The sequence below is a fragment of the Paenibacillus mucilaginosus 3016 genome (assembly GCF_000250655.1).
GTDB lineage: Bacteria > Bacillota > Bacilli > Paenibacillales > NBRC-103111 > Paenibacillus_G > Paenibacillus_G mucilaginosus.
The window spans coordinates 1,743,557-1,761,791 of sequence record NC_016935.1 but is presented as its reverse complement, the minus strand read 5'-3'; the positions used below and the strand labels follow the sequence as shown (position 1 = coordinate 1,761,791).

Annotated in this window: 19 protein-coding genes and 1 pseudogene; 7 read left to right on the top strand and 13 right to left on the bottom strand. The window is 55.7% G+C overall.

Annotation, left to right across the window (positions count from 1 at the left end; translation table 11 throughout):
• Positions 1 to 247: 247 nt before the first annotated feature.
• The gene (locus PM3016_RS08005) at positions 248 to 1,246 is read left to right on the top strand and encodes a DUF3231 family protein (RefSeq protein WP_014369065.1); all 999 of its coding nucleotides are present in this window, start codon (positions 248 to 250) and stop codon (positions 1,244 to 1,246) included.
• A gap of 465 nt (positions 1,247 to 1,711) precedes the next feature.
• On the opposite strand, the gene PM3016_RS37155 is transcribed toward PM3016_RS08005, so the two are convergent.
• The 4 genes and pseudogenes from PM3016_RS37155 to PM3016_RS07990 all read right to left on the bottom strand — a co-directional run bounded on the left by PM3016_RS37155 (position 1,712) and on the right by PM3016_RS07990 (position 2,662).
• On the bottom strand, positions 1,712 to 1,807 hold the full coding sequence (locus PM3016_RS37155) for a YjcZ family sporulation protein (RefSeq protein ID WP_014369064.1): 96 nt from the start codon (positions 1,805 to 1,807) through the stop codon (positions 1,712 to 1,714).
• A gap of 100 nt (positions 1,808 to 1,907) precedes the next feature.
• Positions 1,908 to 2,135 (bottom strand): annotated as a pseudogene (locus tag PM3016_RS08000) (manganese catalase family protein); the annotation flags it as partial.
• Between the two features lie 36 nt (positions 2,136 to 2,171).
• Complete coding sequence (locus tag PM3016_RS07995) at positions 2,172 to 2,438, bottom strand: spore coat protein CotJB (RefSeq protein WP_013914916.1); 267 nt, start codon at positions 2,436 to 2,438, stop codon at positions 2,172 to 2,174.
• 20 nt (positions 2,439 to 2,458) lie between these two features.
• The gene (locus tag PM3016_RS07990; RefSeq protein ID WP_014369062.1) at positions 2,459 to 2,662 is read right to left on the bottom strand and encodes a spore coat associated protein CotJA; all 204 of its coding nucleotides are present in this window, start codon (positions 2,660 to 2,662) and stop codon (positions 2,459 to 2,461) included.
• A gap of 130 nt (positions 2,663 to 2,792) precedes the next feature.
• On the opposite strand from PM3016_RS07990, the gene PM3016_RS07985 reads away from it, so the two are divergent.
• Positions 2,793 to 3,479, top strand: a complete 687-nt coding sequence (locus tag PM3016_RS07985) for a C40 family peptidase (protein WP_014369061.1) — start codon at positions 2,793 to 2,795, stop codon at positions 3,477 to 3,479.
• Between the two features lie 100 nt (positions 3,480 to 3,579).
• Here PM3016_RS07985 and PM3016_RS07980 read toward each other — a convergent pair whose 3' ends face one another.
• From PM3016_RS07980 to PM3016_RS07955, 6 genes are all read right to left on the bottom strand, one after another.
• Positions 3,580 to 4,464, bottom strand: a complete 885-nt coding sequence (locus tag PM3016_RS07980; RefSeq protein WP_013914913.1) for a YitT family protein — start codon at positions 4,462 to 4,464, stop codon at positions 3,580 to 3,582.
• 43 nt (positions 4,465 to 4,507) lie between these two features.
• Positions 4,508 to 5,557, bottom strand: a complete 1,050-nt coding sequence (gene ytvI / locus PM3016_RS07975; protein ID WP_014369060.1) for a sporulation integral membrane protein YtvI — start codon at positions 5,555 to 5,557, stop codon at positions 4,508 to 4,510.
• A gap of 21 nt (positions 5,558 to 5,578) precedes the next feature.
• Positions 5,579 to 6,967, bottom strand: a complete 1,389-nt coding sequence (locus PM3016_RS07970) for a hemolysin family protein (protein WP_013914911.1) — start codon at positions 6,965 to 6,967, stop codon at positions 5,579 to 5,581.
• Between the two features lie 47 nt (positions 6,968 to 7,014).
• On the bottom strand, positions 7,015 to 8,151 hold the full coding sequence (gene yfkAB, locus PM3016_RS07965) for a radical SAM/CxCxxxxC motif protein YfkAB (protein ID WP_013914910.1): 1,137 nt from the start codon (positions 8,149 to 8,151) through the stop codon (positions 7,015 to 7,017).
• A 182-nt stretch (positions 8,152 to 8,333) separates the two neighbouring features.
• Positions 8,334 to 9,791: a bifunctional metallophosphatase/5'-nucleotidase gene (locus PM3016_RS07960; protein WP_014369059.1), complete on the bottom strand. Its 1,458-nt coding sequence runs from the start codon at positions 9,789 to 9,791 to the stop codon at positions 8,334 to 8,336.
• Positions 9,792 to 9,828: 37 nt separating this feature from the next.
• Positions 9,829 to 10,296 carry a molybdopterin-binding protein gene (locus PM3016_RS07955; protein ID WP_013914908.1) on the bottom strand — a complete coding sequence of 156 codons (468 nt, stop codon included), beginning with the start codon at positions 10,294 to 10,296 and terminating at the stop codon, positions 9,829 to 9,831.
• A 165-nt stretch (positions 10,297 to 10,461) separates the two neighbouring features.
• Between PM3016_RS07955 and PM3016_RS07950 the strand changes: the two genes are divergently transcribed.
• The 3 genes from PM3016_RS07950 (at position 10,462) to PM3016_RS07940 (ending at position 13,418) form a co-directional block, all read left to right on the top strand.
• On the top strand, positions 10,462 to 11,175 hold the full coding sequence (locus PM3016_RS07950; RefSeq protein WP_013914907.1) for a molybdenum cofactor biosynthesis protein: 714 nt from the start codon (positions 10,462 to 10,464) through the stop codon (positions 11,173 to 11,175).
• Positions 11,172 to 12,245 carry a ThiF family adenylyltransferase gene (locus PM3016_RS07945; RefSeq protein WP_013914906.1) on the top strand — a complete coding sequence of 358 codons (1,074 nt, stop codon included), beginning with the start codon at positions 11,172 to 11,174 and terminating at the stop codon, positions 12,243 to 12,245. Before PM3016_RS07950 ends, PM3016_RS07945 begins: the two co-directional genes overlap by 4 nt.
• Positions 12,246 to 12,335: 90 nt before the next feature.
• Positions 12,336 to 13,418: an HD-GYP domain-containing protein gene (locus tag PM3016_RS07940; RefSeq protein ID WP_014369058.1), complete on the top strand. Its 1,083-nt coding sequence runs from the start codon at positions 12,336 to 12,338 to the stop codon at positions 13,416 to 13,418.
• Positions 13,419 to 13,516: 98 nt separating this feature from the next.
• Here the strand turns inward: PM3016_RS07940 and PM3016_RS07935 are convergent, their stop codons facing one another.
• A complete protein-coding gene (locus tag PM3016_RS07935; protein ID WP_013914904.1) occupies positions 13,517 to 14,644 on the bottom strand; it encodes a C40 family peptidase in 1,128 nt (375 codons plus the stop codon).
• A gap of 856 nt (positions 14,645 to 15,500) precedes the next feature.
• On the opposite strand from PM3016_RS07935, the gene PM3016_RS07925 reads away from it, so the two are divergent.
• Positions 15,501 to 16,160, top strand: a complete 660-nt coding sequence (locus PM3016_RS07925) for an NADPH-dependent F420 reductase (protein WP_014369056.1) — start codon at positions 15,501 to 15,503, stop codon at positions 16,158 to 16,160.
• On the opposite strand, the gene PM3016_RS07920 is transcribed toward PM3016_RS07925, so the two are convergent.
• Positions 16,157 to 17,014, bottom strand: a complete 858-nt coding sequence (locus PM3016_RS07920; RefSeq protein ID WP_236628633.1) for a LysR family transcriptional regulator — start codon at positions 17,012 to 17,014, stop codon at positions 16,157 to 16,159. The genes PM3016_RS07925 and PM3016_RS07920 overlap by 4 nt on opposite strands.
• 180 nt (positions 17,015 to 17,194) lie before the next feature.
• On the opposite strand from PM3016_RS07920, the gene PM3016_RS07915 reads away from it, so the two are divergent.
• Complete coding sequence (locus PM3016_RS07915; protein WP_013914900.1) at positions 17,195 to 17,401, top strand: hypothetical protein; 207 nt, start codon at positions 17,195 to 17,197, stop codon at positions 17,399 to 17,401.
• A gap of 135 nt (positions 17,402 to 17,536) precedes the next feature.
• Here the strand turns inward: PM3016_RS07915 and PM3016_RS07910 are convergent, their stop codons facing one another.
• Positions 17,537 to 18,010 carry an SRPBCC family protein gene (locus PM3016_RS07910; RefSeq protein WP_014369055.1) on the bottom strand — a complete coding sequence of 158 codons (474 nt, stop codon included), beginning with the start codon at positions 18,008 to 18,010 and terminating at the stop codon, positions 17,537 to 17,539.
• Positions 18,011 to 18,235 lie beyond the last annotated feature (225 nt).

Here is an 18,235-nt window from a genome sequence, read left to right as displayed (position 1 = left end):
TGTTCTCACCTATGACTTATAGGGGCGCACATTCTTCAGTACACCTAAGTTATAGGTGATGAATTGTGATGACCTATGTATATGATCCCACTCAGTTTTTAATCCTTGCCCAACCATAAAATTGAGCTACTGCGCCTGCGATTCAATTACAATGCAGTGCACGATTCAATGAGAAAATTGATAAATTCTCATCCATTTGACAAATAATAATAAAAACAAAAACCAGACCTTACGAGGAGTTTTTATTATGAATAGTTTAAAATTAACCTCAGCTGAAGTTGGCACATTGTGGGGGGAGTTTGTTAACGGAACGGCTGTTCATGTTATAAACAAATACATGTACAGCATCATAGAGGATATGAAAATAAAAACAATCTTTGACGAAGCGATAAAGACATTCGAAAAACAAAAAAACGAAATATCAAATTTTCTTGAAAAGGAAGGCTTTCCCGTACCAATTGGTTTCAACGATCACGACCTTAATGAAGGGTCTAAAAGATTATTTTCAGACACCTTCTGCTTGCAGTACTTGCATGTCATGACTCTCCATGGTTTGTTGGGGCATGTAACTTCACTATCTGCTTCTGTCAGGAAGGATTTGCGCCAATTTTATAATATATGTGACGATGATGGAAAGAAAATGTATGATAAAACCATTGATCTACTACTTGAAAAAGGACTTTTTCAAAGAGACCCTTATTTTTTTCCAGAAGAAAGTCCTGAGTATGTTCAGAAAAAAAGATTTCTAGACGGATTCTTTGGAGAAAGACGTCCATTAGCCGCTACTGAGATTATCAGCCTTTCATTTAATATTAAAAAGAAAATTCTCGAGAAGACTCTTTCTATTGCGTTTAGCCAAGTTACCCGATCAGAAAGTGTGAGGAAATTTTTAACATCAACACAAGAAACCTCTGAGGAACAGATTCGGAATTTAAGCAACATCTTACGGGACGATAACTTGCCTGTACCAAGTTCTTGGGAAACTGAAATTACTAGCTCAACAGATTCCCCTTTCTCAGATAAACTAATGCTGTACCACATGGGGTTTTTGGTACAAACGTCACAAGCTTATCATGGAGCAGGACTTGCGTCAGCAATGCGAGCAGACCTTATAGTTCAGTATGAAAAGATTATAATAAAAAACCTGGCAGTTACAAAAGATTGGTTTGACTTAATGACGGAGAACCAATGGTTAGAACAACCTCCACTAGCACCAAAACGAAAAGAACTCGCGAATAGCAGGTAAACTGAGATAACTATCCGTATAAGTAGCAGCCGCGTGTCATACAACTCCTTACTTGTCAGATAACGCCTTCTTTGTTCGCTTAAATAAAAAATGGCTACCCTCCATCGGCTTCATTGGAGCGTAGCCATTTTTTTTATGCTCACGTATGACTGCGATGTGCACACATGATGAGACTCAGTTTCTATTCCTCCTTGAGCGAAAAAAGGCTGCCAGGATATCTGAGACAACAAAGAAGCCCCCAGGCAATTTGGCCTGGGAGCTTCTTTGGTAAGGAGGCACTCACATGGGCGCGCTGCTGACAACTGGTCCAACTATCCAACTTATCCACCGTCAGCTGGGCAAGAGGCCGCGGCGTTCGACCTCTATATAGAACTTTATTCGAGTTTTTATTCCGTTATTCCACATGATACTTTTTTCCCTGAACCAAAATTAAAGCTCAAGCCCGAAGGCTTGAGCTTTAATCCATTAGATGATCCATCCTGCCCCGAGAACGATAACCAGCAGAATGTAAAGAACAAGGATTGTCGCCGTGCTGGTATAGAAGCCTTTCACGCAGCTCATGGTTTATCCTCCCTTCGGAACCGATACTGTATTATATGGATGTTTATCTAAAGCGTTTAGGCTAAATCAATAATTGGGTGGGAATTTATATTATTCCTCCATAAAGATTCTCACGGATGACATCGATGTGCGCATATTCCTCCGTCCCGATATCGGTCAGCAGCCCGATCACTTTGTCCGGAATCGAATACCGCTGATTGAGATAGCGGAGCGCGGCGGCAAGCTCCCCGTCCGCTCCCCCGTACTGCTCGAGCAGCAGCCGCGCCATGCGGGGGTCGCACTTGCTGACCTTGACCGGGTACTGCAGCTTCTTCTCATAAATCCACATGCTTCCTGCCTCCCCTCCTTGAGGTATGCCGATCCATCAGACCTGCCACGGCCAAGGGACTTCCACCCACTCCCAGGGCTGCTTGGAGAAGCTGTGCCCGTAGGAGGTCAAGGGGCCAAACTCCTGCTGGAACTGATGCGCCAGGCCCATGCGGTATTGAGCGAACTGGTTGTACTGGGCGATGGCCTGTGCATCCCCAGGATGGGTGTCCAGGTAGAGCGTCAGCTCGACGAGCACAAAATCAATGGCCTGCAGCTCCTGGAGCTGGGTGTAGAACTGCTCCGGCAGCGCTTTGCGTTCCATCGTCCTCTCCTCCTCTCCCCTCAGGTGTTCTTGCCTTCATAGGGACTGTAGAGTGCGGGCCACAGCGTTCCGCGGCACAAAGCCTCCTGCGGGGAGAACTGCGGCAGACCGGGCGGCTGGTAGCGGATGTACAGGTTCGGCGGGGTAACGTACGTCTTCACCTTAATCGGCGGGCAGGGGTCGCAGGGACCGACATAAGGGTACCAGACTTTCACCTGATCCATGGGCGGACCTCCTTTGGCATGCTCCCAACATTTATACATTGTTCGCTTGTCCATTATGCGTATAAAATGACAGCAGATTGGACACATACCCTGCCCGCCATCGGTGAGGACAAAGGAGACCCCAGCCCTAATGAAGAAAGCGACGAACAAGATGATCCTGCTGACAGCCGCTGCCGCTGTCTTCGTTACCGCCAATCCTGCCCTCGTTCCTGCGGCACAGGCAGCCGAGACGGCTACGGTCTACACGACACTCTATCAGGGAATGACCTCTGACGCCGTTTCCCAGCTTCAGCGGGACCTCAAAACCCTGGGTTACTTTGTGTACCCGACGATCACGAACTATTACGGTACCGTGACTGCAGGTGCAGTCCGTGCCTTCCAGACAGCTTACAGCCTCCCTGTTACAGGGACAGCGGACCCGGTTACACGCGAGCGCATTGCTTTCGCGCTTGTCCGCAAGGCCATCGTAGCGGATTCCTACCAGTACCTCCGCGTGCCTTACAAGTGGGGCGGCGCGACACCGGAGGGCTTTGACTGCTCCGGCTTCGTCTACTTCATGTTTACGAAGCACGGCGTTCCGCTGACACGTACGACGTCGGCAGCTATGTTCACGATGGGCACTGCGGTGGACAAAGCGAAGCTTGTGCCGGGCGACCTCGTCTTCTTCTCCCTGGGCACGCCGGGCGTGGCCTCCCACATGGGCATCTATGTAGGCAACGGCCAGTTCATCTCCGCCCTCAGCTCCGTAGGGATTTATGTTCAGAACATGAACAATACCTACTGGGGTCCGAAGTACCTCGGCGCCCGCCGGTTCTAGAACCACAAAAAAGAAGCGAAACTGCAGCAGCTGCAGCTTCGCTTCTTTTTTGTGTATTCTCTACGGTGTGGAATGCCGCCACCTCTCGCAGGCTCCAGCATCAGTGAATATTCTTTTTCTTGAACCTTCCGCCCTTCACATCGTGAATGTTGCCTACCGCGAGGAAGGCGGTACGGTCATGCTCTTCCACAATCGACTTCAGCTTCGCTTCCTCCAGCCGGTTGATCACGCAGAAGATCACGCGCCGGCTGTCGCCGCTGAAGCCCCCTTCGCCGTTCAGGTATGTCACGCCTCGCCCGAGGCGCTGCATGATCGCCTCGCCGATCTCGCGGCTGTTCTCGCTGATGACCCACACGGACTTCGATTCGTCGAATCCTTCGATCGTGATGTCGATCATCTTGAAAGCGATATAGTATGCGATCAGCGAGTACATCGCACGGTCCCAGCCGAAGACGAATCCTGCACTGCTCAGGATGAACAGGTTGAAGAACATGACGATTTCGCCAACGGAGAACGGCGTTTTTTTGCTGAAAAGAATCGCCAGAATCTCCGTTCCGTCCAGCGAGCCTCCGGAGCGAATGACCATCCCGACGCCGATGCCGAGAATGATCCCGCCGAATACCGCCGCCAGCAGCGGATCGACCGTCAGCGCCTTGACCGGATGCAGCAGCCAGGTCCCGAGCGACATGAGCAGGACGGCATAGAGGGTGGACAGGGCGAAGGTCTTGCCGATCTGCTTGTAGCCGAGCAGGAGAAACGGCAGGTTATAGAGCAGCAGGAACAGGCCGATCGGCAGCGCGGACAGATGCGCCGTTATGATCGAGATCCCGACGATGCCTCCGTCGATAATATTGTTGGGCACAAGGAAGATCTCCAGACCCACCGAGACGAGCGCCGCCCCGAAAAAGATGAGAACCGCCCGCCGCAGCACTTTGGCCAGCGGGGTTCTCGTATGCTGTTTGACCGCGGGCAGCTGTGCCTCCATTCCTTGTCCCCCTACGAATTGATGCTGCACCTATGTATGTCCGTTAATTGTCCAGCTTGATGTTGATTTTAAGTAAACCGACGCGGCGCAGGGCCGAATAGACTATGACCATGACCGGACCGAGGATCAGGCCGATGGCCCCCATCAGCTTGAACCCGACATAGATGCTGATCAGTGCGGCAAGCGCATTGATCCCGACGGCGTCGCCGATGATCTTCGGTTCGATGATGCGCCGGAAGATCAGAATCACCAGGAACAGCACCAGCAGCCCGATGGCCAGATGCGAATCCCCCACGAGGAAGCTGTAGCCTGCCCACGGGAACAGCACGGCACTGACGCCGAGCACCGGCAGAATATCGACGAGCACGATCAGCAGGGCGATGGCCATCGGATAATCCACTCCGAGGATCAGCAGCCCGATCAGCGTGACGATATACGTCAGCAGGGAGATGATGAACTGGGCCAGAATGAAGCCGAAGATGGCGCGGCGCAGGTCCACAAGCACCGTTGCCACTTTCGCACGGGAATTCTGATCGAACAAGCCGAGGAAGGACTGGTAGAGCTTCGGAAGGCTGAGGGAGATCAGATACAGGCCGATCACGAAGACCACGAAGAAGATAAACAGGCTGGGAATCGTCTTCGCCACGCCGAGGGAATAACGGGACACCCCGGCAAAGATGCTCTTCAGGCTTTCGGTCAGGGCGCCAACGCCCGACCCGAGCCACTTCTGAACCTGCTCCGCCATCCCAGTCGGGAGCGCTTCATAGAGCAGCTCGGTCTTGGCGGTCGTATCGTTGAACAGGGTGACCGCGTTGTTGAGATAATCCGGCATATTCTTCGCGAACTGCACCAGCTCGGATACCATCTTGAAGCCGACGAGATACACGAACCCCATGAAGAGGGCGGTATACAGGGTGCAGGCGATCACGGCCGCGGGGACCCTCCCGAACTTCAGGTATTTCATCATGGCGGCGACCACCGGTTCAATCAGGATCGCGATCAGAACGGCCAGCAGAAAGGGAAAGCCGGTGGTGAACAGACCGTATAGCAGCAGCGCGCTTATCGCGCAGAACAGCAAGGTACGAAGCGGCATCTAGCGAGTGACCCCCCAGTTTTAATGTTGATCCTCTCTGTCGCCGGGCAGCTCCGCCGTCAGCGGAAGCTCCGTTTGCCTGGATTCCGGCGTAATCTTAACCCTGAGCACCCGCAGACGCTCCGTCTCGGTGATCTCATATACGAAGCCTTCATAGCCGTACTTGCGGCCGCGGGCGACCGTGCCCTCCATCTGCTTGAACAGCCAGCCGCCGATCGAATCGACTTCGTCATCCACGATGCCGAGCGCCAGCAGATCGTCGAGCTCCTCCAGCAGGGCCCGGCCGTCCACCGAATAGCCGTCGGGGAGCTTCTCGATCTCCGGCCTCTCCCCTTCGTCGAACTCGTCGTGCATCTCGCCCACGATCTCCTCCAGGATATCCTCGGCCGTGAGGAGCCCCGCGGTTCCGCCGTATTCGTCGATTACGACGGCAAGCTGCGACCGCTTGCGCTGCATGAGCTTCAGCACGTGGGAGATCTCCATCGACTCCGGCACCATCAGCACCGGCCTCAGGAAGTCCTTCAGGTCGTGTGCTTTGTCCGGCTCGGCCGTCAGCAGATCGGACATGTGGACGAAGCCGACGATCTCATCCTTGTCGCTGGTCGCCACCGGATAGCGGGTATGCTTCGTCTGGTACACCATCTTCAGATTCTCCTCGAAGCTGAGCTCGGTGAACAGGCAGTCCATATCCGTACGGGGCAGCATGATCTCGCGCGCCACCCGGTCCGAGAATTCGAAGATATTGTCGAAGAGGGCGAGCTCATCCTTGTCGATATGCCCGCTGCGCGCGCTTTGATCCATGAGGATGCGGATCTCCTCTTCGGTATGGGCCGCCTCATGCTCCGTGGCCGGTTCAACACCCAGCAGTCGGAGGAGCCGGTTGGCCGCACCGTTCAGCAGCCAGATGACAGGATAGAAGATACGGTAGAAAAACATTAATGGCGCAGACAGCCACAGGGAGGTCATCTCCGATTTCTGTATCGCCAGCGACTTGGGCGCCAGTTCCCCCAGCACGATATGCAGGAAGGTAATGGAGGCGAAGGCGATGGCAAAGGACACCGCGTCGGCATACCACGCGTCCGCGAGTCCAAGGGCCGCGAAGGCCGGATCCACGATCAGGTGGGCGATCGCCGGCTCCCCTACCCAGCCGAGGCCGAGCGATGCCAGCGTAATCCCGAGCTGCGTCGAGGACAGATAGGCATCCAGCTTGCCGGTGACGGCCAGCGCATACCGCGCCTTGCCGTTGCCTTCACTGTCGAGCTGCTGCAGCCGGGACTGTCTGACCTTGACGAGCGCAAACTCGGCGGCTACGAAGAACCCGTTCAAGAGAACCAGGAATAAGACCAAGAGAAGGTTGAGGGAGATCGCCCCCAAATCGAATCCCGTACTGTGACTGGCGAGTGCGTCCAATGACGTCAATCTCCTTTGCGTTAATAGGATGGGCGGATGGGACTCCGTCAGACCACGGCACGCCGCGAGCGGAAGTCCACATCCTTGTAATATGTATCCACGACCAGCAGGTTGGGCCCGCAGCAGGCCGCTGCCGGGCAGTAGCAGGACACGGTCCCGTTCAGCGGGTGGTTCTTCCAACGGGAGAACACGTCCTCCAGCCTGTCTTGATGTACATTACCCAAAGAAGGCACGTCAGAAAAGTCGGTTACATAGACATCCCCGGTAAAGAGATTCACATTAAGGCGGTTGCGTCCGTCCGGATCGTTGCGGACGGTGACATTAGGCTCTTCGCGAAGGCGCCTCACCAGCTCCCGGTCCTGCTCCAGCGGGCTGCAGGCATAGAACGGCAGCGTGCCGAAGAGCATCCACAGCTCCGGGTCCCGGCCGTTCAGCAGCTTGGTGACGGCCCTGCGGGTATCGTCAAGCGAGAGCCGCGGAAGATGAGAGGCGAAGGCGCTCGGGTACATCGGGTGCACTTCGTGGCGCTGGCAGCCCATATCCCGGATGAGGCCGTGAATGCCGACCAGCTTCTCATGCGTCTTGTAGTTGATCATGCTTTCGGCTGACACGAACATGCCGCCGCGGGTCAGCGCCGCCGCATTCTCGACCATCCGGTCATACAGCTTGTAGGCCGTCTCTTTGCTGACGCGGCGCGGCGAGCGCTCGAACCCGACCCCGTAGAAGTCATCCCCGTTCAGATAATTGAACGAAATGTGCATCACGTCCAGGTACGGCGCCATCATCTCGTAGCGGGACAGATCGAGCGTGATGTTCGAGTTGATCTGCGAGCGGACGCCTCTCTCCCTCGCGTAGCGGAGAATCGGCACGATGTAATCCTTGACCGTCGACGCGTGATAGCTCGGCTCTCCCCCCGTGATCGAGATCGTCTCGAGATGCTCGACTTCATCGAGCCTCTTCAGGATGACGGAGACGGGAATTCTCGGCCCTTCCGTCATCGTCAGAGACTCTCCCACGGCGCAGTGCTCACAGCGCATGTTGCACAGGTTCGTGACCGTGAGCTCCACGCTGGTCAGCTTGTGCTCGCCGTACTGCCGGAACGAATTCAGCGGATCCCATGGGTCATTGCTGGGTGTTATGGGCGGAAGGTCCCTGATGAGGCCTTCTTGGTTGATTTCGGACATGGTTCTTCTTCACACCTGACTTCTCATAAGATCATCGTCCCTTCCCGGAGGAGCCCCCCAGGCGGACCTATGTATATCCTATACTAGATATATACTTTCCATTGTAACGTAATACGATTGTATTGAAAAGAAAAGCCCGTACTCCTTCAGCAAGAGGAGTACGGGCTTGGTCTGCTGCTGTATCAAGAGGTCGACCGGCGGGCATCCAGGCGGATCCAGCGGAGCCTGGAGCTGTCCTGAAGCACCGCCTTGTCATGCAGCTGCTTCAGGAGCACGTCCCGCAGAAACTCCGGCAGGTAGAACTTCCGCTCCGTTCCTTCGCTGATGGACAGGTAGCCGATGCCGAAGGTGAACATGTCGATGGTGCCGACGGTATAGGCACGGGCGGGCTCAAGCGGCTCCGTCCCGACGAATACGCTGTGAATCTTCGCACCCGGCTCCCCCTGCGGGTCATAATCGATGGTCATGCCGTCCACGCACAAGGTGCCGAGCACTTTGCCGCGGAAGCCATACCCGTACAGCGGTTTATCCATATACTCCGGCAGCAGCGATTCCTCGAGCGCCCGAAGGAGCTGGGCGCCCGTGAGCTTCATCCGGCACGGATTGATCGGCGACGGGCACAGCTCCAGCAGCCGCCCGGCGGTGACGGACCCCTGCAGCGGGCCGCCCAGCAGCTGTCCCGCATTGACGAGCCCGATCTCCGCCCCGGTGCGCCGGCGCAGGCCGGCCGCAAGCACGTTGCCGAGCTGGGATTCCCCGTACCAGTCCACGCTGAGCGGCCGGTCCAGCCGCACGACCTCGCGGTCCAGCACCCGGCTCGCCTGCTCGCTGTAGGAAGCGATCAATGAGGTGATATCCCCTGCTTCCTCGCCGGTTACCGAAGCAAGCACCCGGGATTCCACCTTACGGATCTCCCGACTGGCCGAGTCCAGCTCCAGGTCGACGACGCCGACATACTGGCCGAACTTGCCCGCCGCGCAGACGGCCGTGCGCCCGATGCGCAGCGGCTCCTCGATCAGATGGTGGGTATGCCCGCCCAGGATCAGGTCGATCCCTTCAATCTCGGCGGCCATCCGTTCATCGCTCCGGATTCCGAGGTGGGACATGACCACGAGAACGTCCACCTGAGGACGAAGCTCCCTGCTGAGCCGCCGCACCGTTTCGACCGCGTCCCGGACATCCCAGCCAAGCAGATTATAGAATTCGGCGAACGGAGCCGTGACACCGATCAAACCGACGCGAATACCCGATTTAACAACAATATGATAAGGAACGGCCCAGGCCGGATGCGTGCCGCTCGCCATCTCCGGCATATTGGCCAGCACGACGGGGAACGCCGCCTCTTCCCCATACCTCCGGGAGAGAATCTCCGGCTGCAGGGTCAGGCCCTCGTTGTTGCCCAGCGTCACGGCATCATAGCCGATGGCGTTCAATACGGCGATATTGGCCCGTCCCTGCGTTCCCTCAGTCGCGGGATGGACCCGGTCGATGTGATCGCCGATATCGAGCGTCAGCGTATGGTCCTCCCCCGCTTCGGCGCGCTGGGTTCGGATGATGGAGGCGATGCTCGGCATATGTTCAAAGTGGCTGTGAATATCGTTCGTATGAAGGACGCGAAGCCTCACGGTTGTGTCAGTCACTCAGGCACCTTCCTTCGGAGTCGATCCCGCTCATGGGCTACTTCGCTTCCCGCTTGCGCAGCTGGTCCGGGCTGATCTGATTGCGGAACCCGTAATCGGCGCCTTCCTGCGGGTCTCCCTCGTAGAGAAAGCGGATCTGCACCACGCTCTTGACGTTGAGGCAGTCGCTGCTTCCATCCGGTACATACAGCCGCAGCGGATAGCCCTTCTTCAGCGGCTGGCCGTCCTCCTGCCTGTATAGAAGCAGAGCCCGCTCCAGCTGGGCCCAGGGAACCGAGGCTTCGAATTCGTCGGCGGCACGCACCCCGAGGCGCTTCGGCATCGGCTGCCCCTCCGCTCCGTGCCGGGACCTCCAGGCCGCGTACCACTGAAGGAAGTCGACCGCGCGGCCGGAGACTCCTTCCACTCGCTCGGCTGCAGAGAGGTGAAGCGGTCCGATCGCCGCCAGTTCGTCCGCGGTCAGCCGCTCCGAGCCGATTTTTTCATCATATACTGCGATTTTCATGAGTTCTGCCTCCGATCCTTGCTTGTAAGCATGTCTTTGCTATTATATCATTTTTTACAGAAAATATGGTATGCTGAATCTGCGGCGGAATGCCCGCTTCCCTTATTCCTGCAAGGTTCCGCCCTCTTCTTCTTACTCATAACGTACATAAATGGAGTGGTTCCCATGAAATTGAAACTGCTGCTCTTCGCCGGGCTCGCCGAATCCCTGGGTGCTCCGGTGCTCGAGCTGGATATAACCCCTGCCGGCATCCGCCCGGGTGAACTCAAACTGCTCGTGGCCGGGCTGTATCCTGAAGCTGCTGCACAGCTCCAGGCGGCCTTCGTCGCCGTCAACCAGGCCTATGCGGACGAGACCGTGCTGATCACCCCAGGCGACGAAGTCGCGCTGATCCCGCCGGTATCCGGGGGCGAGGCCCCCCGCATGATCATTACCCGCGACCCGATCTCCGTCGAAGACGTGACTGCCAAAGTCATCCGTCCGCACCACGGTGCGGCCCTCTCCTTCGTCGGTACGACCCGGGAGTTCACCCACGGCCAGCGGACGACGCTGCTCGAATATGAAGGCTATGAGCCCATGGCGCTCAAGACGATGGAACAGATCGGCGGGGAGATCGAAGCCCGCTGGCCGGGAACGCTGTGCGCCATCACCCACCGTCTCGGACCCGTTCCGATCGGAGAGATCAGCGTGGTCATCGCCGTCTCCTCCCCCCACCGGGATGCTTCTTATGATGCGAGCCGGTATGCCATCGAGCGGCTCAAGCAGATCGTGCCGATCTGGAAGAAGGAGATCTGGGAGGACGGCTCGGAATGGAAAGGACATCAGCAGGGCCCCTGGAATCCGCTCACGGCCCCGGCAGAGGAGGGATCGGCCTCATGAGCACGAATGAACCCATCACGGCAGCCGGGGTGGAGGGCCCTGACCGCGAACGGTATTCCCGCCAGATGCTGTTCGCCCCGATCGGCCCGGAAGGCCAAGAGAAGCTTCTTCGCTCCCGCGTAGCGATCGTGGGGATGGGCGCACTGGGCACCGTACTCTCCAACCATATGGTGCGCGGCGGCGTCGGCTATGTCCGGCTGATCGACCGGGACTTCGTCGAGCGAAGCAATCTTCAGCGCCAGATGCTCTACGACGAGGCCGATGCCTCCGGCTCCGCTCCGAAGGCAGAAGCCGGTGCGGCCCGTCTGCGGGCGGCAAACTCGTCGGTAGTCATCGAGCCCGTTGTGGCGGACCTCAATCCCGTCAACGCCGAGGAATTATTATCTGATGTTCATTTAATTCTGGATGGGACCGATAATTTCTCTGTGCGCTTTCTTATCAACGATATCAGCGTCAAGCACGGCATCCCGTGGATCTATGGCGGTGCCGTGAGCTCCCGCGGCGTCTCCATGACCGTCATCCCGGGAACGACCCCCTGTCTGCGCTGCATGTTCGGCCAGGCTCCGGCCCAGGGAACGGCCGAAACCTGCGATACGGCGGGCGTGATCGGGCCCATCATCCATACCGTGGCCTCCCACCAGGCCGCCGAGGCATTCAAGCTCCTGACCGGAGCTGAAGAGGCTCTGAACCGGCGTATGGTGCATTGGGACCTGTGGTATAACCATTATTCCGCCATCGACGTGACGAAAGCGCGCAAAGCGGACTGCCCCTGCTGCGGTCTTGAGCAGTATGACTATCTGGATGCCCTTCATGAAGAAGAGACGATCCAGACGCTCTGCGGACGCAACTCCGTGCAGATTCAGCCTCTTCAGCCGGGGACGCTCTCGCTGCCGGAGTGGGCGGCACGCCTGGAGAAGGCCGGACGCGTGGAGCTCAATCCCTTCCTGCTGAAGCTCCATCTGGAGGGGGATCTGACCCTGGTCCTCTTCCCCGACGGCCGGATGATCGTCCAGGGAACGGACGATCCCGTTGCAGCGAAAAGCTTATACAGCCGGTACATCGGCATGTAGGGGTCAAGCGGTTCATCCTTGCTCTATAGATCCAGTTCAGCCGCTCTTACGGCTGCAAACCCAATCGCATCATGACCTGAGGTGACACCCTTGCTGATTCCTACCAAGAACGTCCGTGCCGGGGACTGCCTCGGCACGGATGCTTTTCACCCCAGCGGACTGCTGGTCTTATCCGCCGGCACCCTCTTAAGCGCCGCCGACATCGAGAAGCTTCAACGGCTCGGCATCGATAAGGTCGATATCGTACCGCCTGACGGAGTAGCCTCCCCTCCCGCGACTGCAACTGCGGCTGAGGCGTACTCCTTCTCTTCCGAGCCGAAGGAAGCGGCCCGGGAGAAGGCCGTCATCGCGGCTTACCAGGAGGCGGTCGACGGCATCAAGATCACGTTCGAGCAAGCGCTCGAAGAAGGCTTCATCTCCCCCGAGCAGGTAGCCCGGGGCTTCAACCCGCTGGCCGGCCGGGTTCATGAGGAGAAGGATGTCGTGTCCCTGCTTCTCGTCTTGAACAACCGCGACGATTATACATACCAGCACAGCGTGCAGGTAGGCATGATCTCCTACTATATCGCCAAGTGGATGGGACAGACCGAGGAAAAGGCCCTCCTGGCCGGCCGTGCCGGCTATCTGCACGATATCGGCAAATGCCGCATTGACCGTGCGATCCTTCAGAAGCCGAGCCGCTTGACCGCGGAGGAATATGATGAGATCAAGAAGCATACCGTCTTCGGCTACGACATTCTGAAGCGCTCCGGTTTCCCCGAAGAGATCACCATGGCCGCGCTGCAGCATCACGAGCGCTTCGACGGTTCCGGTTATCCGCTCAAGCTCCGCAGGGAAGCCATCCATCCGATGGCCAAGATCGTCGCTGTGGCGGATATTTACAGCGCGATGATCTCCACGCGGGTGTATCAGAAGAAACGCGACCTGCTGTACGTCTTAAGGGAGCTGTACCGCTGCAGCTTCGGGGAGCTCGATCCCGAGATTACGCAGGTGTTCATCCGTCACATGATTCCGAATTTCATCAACAAAAAGATACAGCTGCTGACCGGTGAAATCGGTACGATCGTCATGACGAACCCGAGCGACTTTTTCCGTCCGCTGGTCAACTTTGACGGAGAATTCGTCGATTTGTCCGAACGCCGGGATCTGGAAGTCGAACATATCTTTGTGTAGACCTGAGGTCTGCTCTAATGAAAAACCCCAGGGACCATGGGTCCTTGGGGTGGTTTCCGTTCTTTTGACTTTTCCCTGCACTGCCATTCGCTGCAGGATTAATACACAAACCGCTTGGCCGACAAATACGTTCTTTTCCAGTACGCTTTGTTGATGTTCGTGATCTGCACGCCATCCTTCGGCTTGGGAGACGCGTGAATCATGAGCTGATTGCCCATATAGATGCCGACATGGCCGACCGTCTTGTTCGTCTTGAAGCGGCCCGGCACATAGAAGAACATCAGATCCCCCTTACGGAGCGACTTCCGGCTGACCGATGTGCCCAATCTGGCTTGAGCCCGGGCTGTGCGCGGCAGGCTGATTCCGTATTTTCCGAAAATGTATCTCGTATAAGTGGAGCAGTCGAAGCGGCCCGACTGTTGATAAGGCTTCGCCCCGAAGTCGTACTTCACACCCAGGTAGCGCTTGGCCTGCGCGATCATCCCCGGTACGTTGATATTCTTGAGAACCGGTACGGCATCCTCATCCACGGTGATGCTGACTCCCTCGGCCTCCAAGGCGCCCATGGTCGGGGAAGCATCCTCTTCCACGCCTTTGAACGGATCCGTAGGATCATCCTCGAAGTCCAGCTCCGCCCCGGTATTCGCTTCATCCGGTCCGTCGATCGACCCCTCTACCGCCATATCCGACGCCGTAATCACGATGTTCTTGTCCTGCTTCTGGATGGACAGCTCCTCCTGCATCAGGCTTGTCAGAGACGCCACCGGCAGCAGGACCTGCGAGTTCTGAAGCAGCACAGGCTCGTTCATCGAGACCTTCCGGTCTTCTTTCTCCGCCTGAGGGGATCCGGCCGTGAACTCATACGCCGCATCATGGTCCCCCAGCTGGAACACATTGCGCTCCGCATCCCAGTCAAAATCATAGCCGAGGCTCTTCGCAAAATCCGAACCAACCACATAGGCGGTACCGTTCACGTCCACGACCGGTACCGTAATCTGCGAGCTGCCGCCGGCAGCCTGGATCCGGGTCGTTCCCCCTGTGCCCAGCTGCTTCACTCCGTTGCTCTGCTCGCTCTTCAGCCGGTTCGCTGCCTGTCCGTTCGTGCTCGGAATGCCCTGCTGCTGGCTCTGCTGCTGTTCTTTGGACAGCGTCGGACCGCATCCGGTGGTCAGCACCAGGGAAGAGGCTACTGCGAGTATCGTTACATTACGCCAATGTTTCATCATGTTGGGCTCCTGCTCCTTCATCTCTTGGTGAATTCTGAACTGTTCATAGGATGAGACAGGAACCGCGGGGCTATGCGCTGTGGAGCCATGGAAACAAAAAAGCACAGCCGCCCTGCATAAACGACGGGACGAGCCGTACTAATATCAAGTCACAGATGAGTTGTGTGCGGCATGGGAGATCCTTGAAAGACGGCGGCTGATTCCTTCGGCGATACGATAAACAAGGGCCGGAAACAAGGTGTAATACCATGGATCCCACCAGGTGTTCATGACAAGCAAGCCTGCCGTTTGTAAGTGATATGAAACGTGCCCAGCAGGGGTGCGGTGCATAAGTAAAGAAGAACAAAGTGAACCCATCCTGTTAAGGGCTGCAGCATACGTTGATATACCATCCTCACGAAAATCAAAAACACACCTAATCCGATCGATGTATACTCGATCCGCCACCAGAACAAAGTATACATTTGCAGCTTCACAAACCATGCTTCTACCGCAGCGAGGGACACGATGATGATCAGGTATCCTTTCCAGCGCAAACGGAACAAGGCGTAATATGTACTTAAAACGGGAACCGCCAGCATATTGGAGGTAAGCGCCCCCAAATTACTGTCATAAAACGAGCTGTTCTTGATGATGCCGGGGTGATATGGATAGCTGTTCCCAAAGATATAAATTACGGTTTCAATGATATAGGCGCGTTGCTGCTTCTAACCCTTCCTTTACTGCATTCTCATATGCAATCATACAGCCCCGGTATCCGCCGAAACCAAAAGTTGCATGGCTCCGACATTCCGGAACTTCTGTGAGCTCCCTATGCTTGGTAAGATGATATCAATAACAAAGAGGAGTGATAATCATGACAAAGACGATTTCGGTTCTGGGTACTGGGAATATGGGGAAAGCACTGGTGAAGCAGCTGAGCACGCACGGACAATCTCGTATCTTGTGGGGTTCGCGGAATCCGGAGGAAGCGGAGCAGCTGGTGCGTGAGCTCCAGCTTTCGAATGTAACGGTATGCACGAATGAAGAAGCCCTGCAGGCGGACCTGATCATTCCCGCCTTCCATGCTTCGATTCTGAAGGACTGGGCTGTGGCACATAAGGATCAGCTTCAAGGAAAAATCGTAGTCGATATATCCAATCCGTTCAACTCCGACTTCAGCGGGTTCACCACTTCCTGGGGAGAATCCTCCGCCGAGCAGCTCCAGTCCCTCCTGCCGGCTTCGGCCGTCATCGGAGCCTTTAAGAATACCTTCTTCAAGGTCGTGGAAGAGCCCCTGTGCCAAGGGCAGCAGAGTGATGTCCTTGTTACAGGAAACGATGAAAATGCGGTTCAAACCTTCCTGGAGCACGTCAAAGCCCTTCCGTTCCGCTTCCTTCAAGCAGGCAAATTGGAGAATAACCGGACGATCGAACGCTTCACCCTGCTTGAGCTGGAGCTTGCGATTCGATATAACACGTATCCCTACATTTCGCTTCAAATCTTCGGGATCCAGCAGCCTGTGGCGGCGGGCTAACTCATCAGCCGCAAGATCCGCTGGCCCTTCGAGCGGTTCATACTGGCTACGGCAATCGTCCGATGAGCGTCCGGGTGATTGAGCCGCCGATAGACCAGCCGATCGGTATACATCTGTGAAATAAAGGCTTCCGGCAGTACCGTTACGCCCGAACCGTTCACCACATAACCGAGGATGACTTCACTGAAGCCAACCTCGGTTTTGATGTGCATAGGCATCTTCATGCTGGTGAAGATCTCCGTCAAGGCGGCCCGGATCGTGCACCCGAGGGTGTACAGGACGAGGGGCTGGGCGCTCAAATCGGTCAATGCGATTTCGTGCTGGACCGACAGCGGATGGTCCTTCGGCATGACCACATAGAATGCTTCTTGATTCAGCTCTCCCGTCCAAATGGACGGATGCATAGAGAAGCGCTCAGCGACGGTTAGGTCCACTTCGCCTTCCAGCAGCAGCTTGTAAACCTCTTTCGTCGACTGACGGTAGACGATTTCCACTTCATGACCCTGCTCTTGGATCTTGGTAAGCGCAGAGGATACCAGATACTTCGTTGCGATATCCGGCACGGATGCTATTTTGACGCGGCGCCAGATTTTGTAGGGCTTCATCCTATCGTCCAGGGCATACAACTGATCCAGCAGGCCCTTCGCAGAGTCGTACAAAATCTTACCGGCCTCCGTAAGCTCAACGCCTTGAGAAGAACGAACAAACAGCTGCACATCGAACTGCTTCTCCAGACTTCTCAGCTGCTTGCTCAGAGCCGTGTGCGTGATGTGCAGAGCCTCACTCGCCTTAGCTATACTTTTCTTGTCCGCGGTTTCTATAAAACCAGCCAAAAATTCGGTATTCAACTCCATCCCGCCTTTAATTCTCGGTTATCCATCCATTAGGATCACCGTACACGATTCGGAGCTTGATGTAAACCAATTCATGGATAGTGCAAAAAAAGGGCAAACCATGGTTTAGTGATTCAGATCACAACACAGCCTCCTTCTAGCATTTATACTAAGGCCATAAGCACAAAGGAGGCCCTCAACATGACCATATATTATTCCTTTCTCGCTCTTATCGGGATTATCAGTGTAATAGCCACTCTGAAGGTGGCAGGCTCGACAGAGAATACGGAGGAGAACGATAACTACACCAAACAGACCAAGGCCAACATTCTCCGCTTGTCCTATTTGAACATCCTCTCCCTTGGGATCTGGGTCGTCTACATGGTCATTTATCTCATCGTCAGCTAAGCTTGCTGGCTCTCGCGATCAACTCTTAATTCTCCTCGAAGTTCCTCTCCATCATTGTGGAGACCCGCCTGGTAGCCATCCATACGCAGACCAAACAGAGCCCAATCATCTTGGACTCTGTTTGGTTTTTGCCATTCAAGATAGACTTGCCAGATGCTCCTCAAGACGATCCAGGGTCTGTTCGGCACCTGGGACGGCGTAGGTTTTCACCTTATCGAATACTGCGTCAGTCTCGTCAAAGACTGTTCGATAAGTGAGTGTGGTCCTACCATCTTGATCCTCAAAGCTTGCTGTCGCCAAAAAGTGGGGAAACACTGCATGTTGGATGACGATTCGCTTGGGTCTAACGACCTCGACAAACACGTTGGTGTTGGGATAATCAACGCCATCAGGACCGTGCATGATAAACTGCCATGTACCGCCCGGTTTCATTTCAAACTTCTCAAACGTCATGGTAAAACCTCGAGGCCCCCACCACTTCGACAGGTGCTCTTCTTTCGTCCAAGCATCAAACACAAGAGCGCGTGGAGCATCAAGTACACGGGTGATCACAATCTCGCGTTCACCTACATGCGTTCCGACTTTGTTTGCTGCGTTGTTTTCGTTCATGTCCATCCCTCCCAAAGCTTTGACATGCCTTCTTGAAACCTATGACACTAAGTACTAGCCATTATAGCAATGAAATCATGCATTGATTTCTTTCCGATTGCTCAGTTGAACATCTTCCATTTTCCCCCTTAGAGATCCCTTGGCAATTCAAGCCTATCGGAACTCCAGTCCCACAACTCGATGGCACGGGTTTCATTGTAGGATTCTTCTGAATGATCAATAATA

Excerpts from the sequence above, each read along its gene's own strand:
- PM3016_RS08005 (WP_014369065.1), top strand. The coding sequence starts at position 248 with ATGAATAGTTTAAAATTAACCTCAGCTGAAGTTGGCACATTGTGGGGG.
- PM3016_RS37155 (WP_014369064.1), bottom strand. The coding sequence starts at position 1,807 with ATGAGCTGCGTGAAAGGCTTCTATACCAGCACGGCGACAATCCTTGTT.
- PM3016_RS07985 (WP_014369061.1), top strand. The coding sequence starts at position 2,793 with ATGAAGAAAGCGACGAACAAGATGATCCTGCTGACAGCCGCTGCCGCT.
- ytvI (WP_014369060.1), bottom strand. The coding sequence starts at position 5,557 with ATGCCGCTTCGTACCTTGCTGTTCTGCGCGATAAGCGCGCTGCTGCTA.
- PM3016_RS07995 (WP_013914916.1), bottom strand. The coding sequence starts at position 2,438 with ATGGAACGCAAAGCGCTGCCGGAGCAGTTCTACACCCAGCTCCAGGAG.
- PM3016_RS07935 (WP_013914904.1), bottom strand. The coding sequence starts at position 14,644 with ATGATGAAACATTGGCGTAATGTAACGATACTCGCAGTAGCCTCTTCC.
- PM3016_RS07920 (WP_236628633.1), bottom strand. The coding sequence starts at position 17,014 with ATGGAGTTGAATACCGAATTTTTGGCTGGTTTTATAGAAACCGCGGAC.
- PM3016_RS07915 (WP_013914900.1), top strand. The coding sequence starts at position 17,195 with ATGACCATATATTATTCCTTTCTCGCTCTTATCGGGATTATCAGTGTA.
- PM3016_RS07955 (WP_013914908.1), bottom strand. The coding sequence starts at position 10,296 with ATGAAAATCGCAGTATATGATGAAAAAATCGGCTCGGAGCGGCTGACC.
- PM3016_RS07925 (WP_014369056.1), top strand. The coding sequence starts at position 15,501 with ATGACAAAGACGATTTCGGTTCTGGGTACTGGGAATATGGGGAAAGCA.
- yfkAB (WP_013914910.1), bottom strand. The coding sequence starts at position 8,151 with ATGTCCGAAATCAACCAAGAAGGCCTCATCAGGGACCTTCCGCCCATA.
- PM3016_RS07990 (WP_014369062.1), bottom strand. The coding sequence starts at position 2,662 with ATGGATCAGGTGAAAGTCTGGTACCCTTATGTCGGTCCCTGCGACCCC.
- PM3016_RS07950 (WP_013914907.1), top strand. The coding sequence starts at position 10,462 with ATGAAATTGAAACTGCTGCTCTTCGCCGGGCTCGCCGAATCCCTGGGT.
- PM3016_RS07910 (WP_014369055.1), bottom strand. The coding sequence starts at position 18,010 with ATGAACGAAAACAACGCAGCAAACAAAGTCGGAACGCATGTAGGTGAA.
- PM3016_RS07980 (WP_013914913.1), bottom strand. The coding sequence starts at position 4,464 with ATGGAGGCACAGCTGCCCGCGGTCAAACAGCATACGAGAACCCCGCTG.
- PM3016_RS07945 (WP_013914906.1), top strand. The coding sequence starts at position 11,172 with ATGAGCACGAATGAACCCATCACGGCAGCCGGGGTGGAGGGCCCTGAC.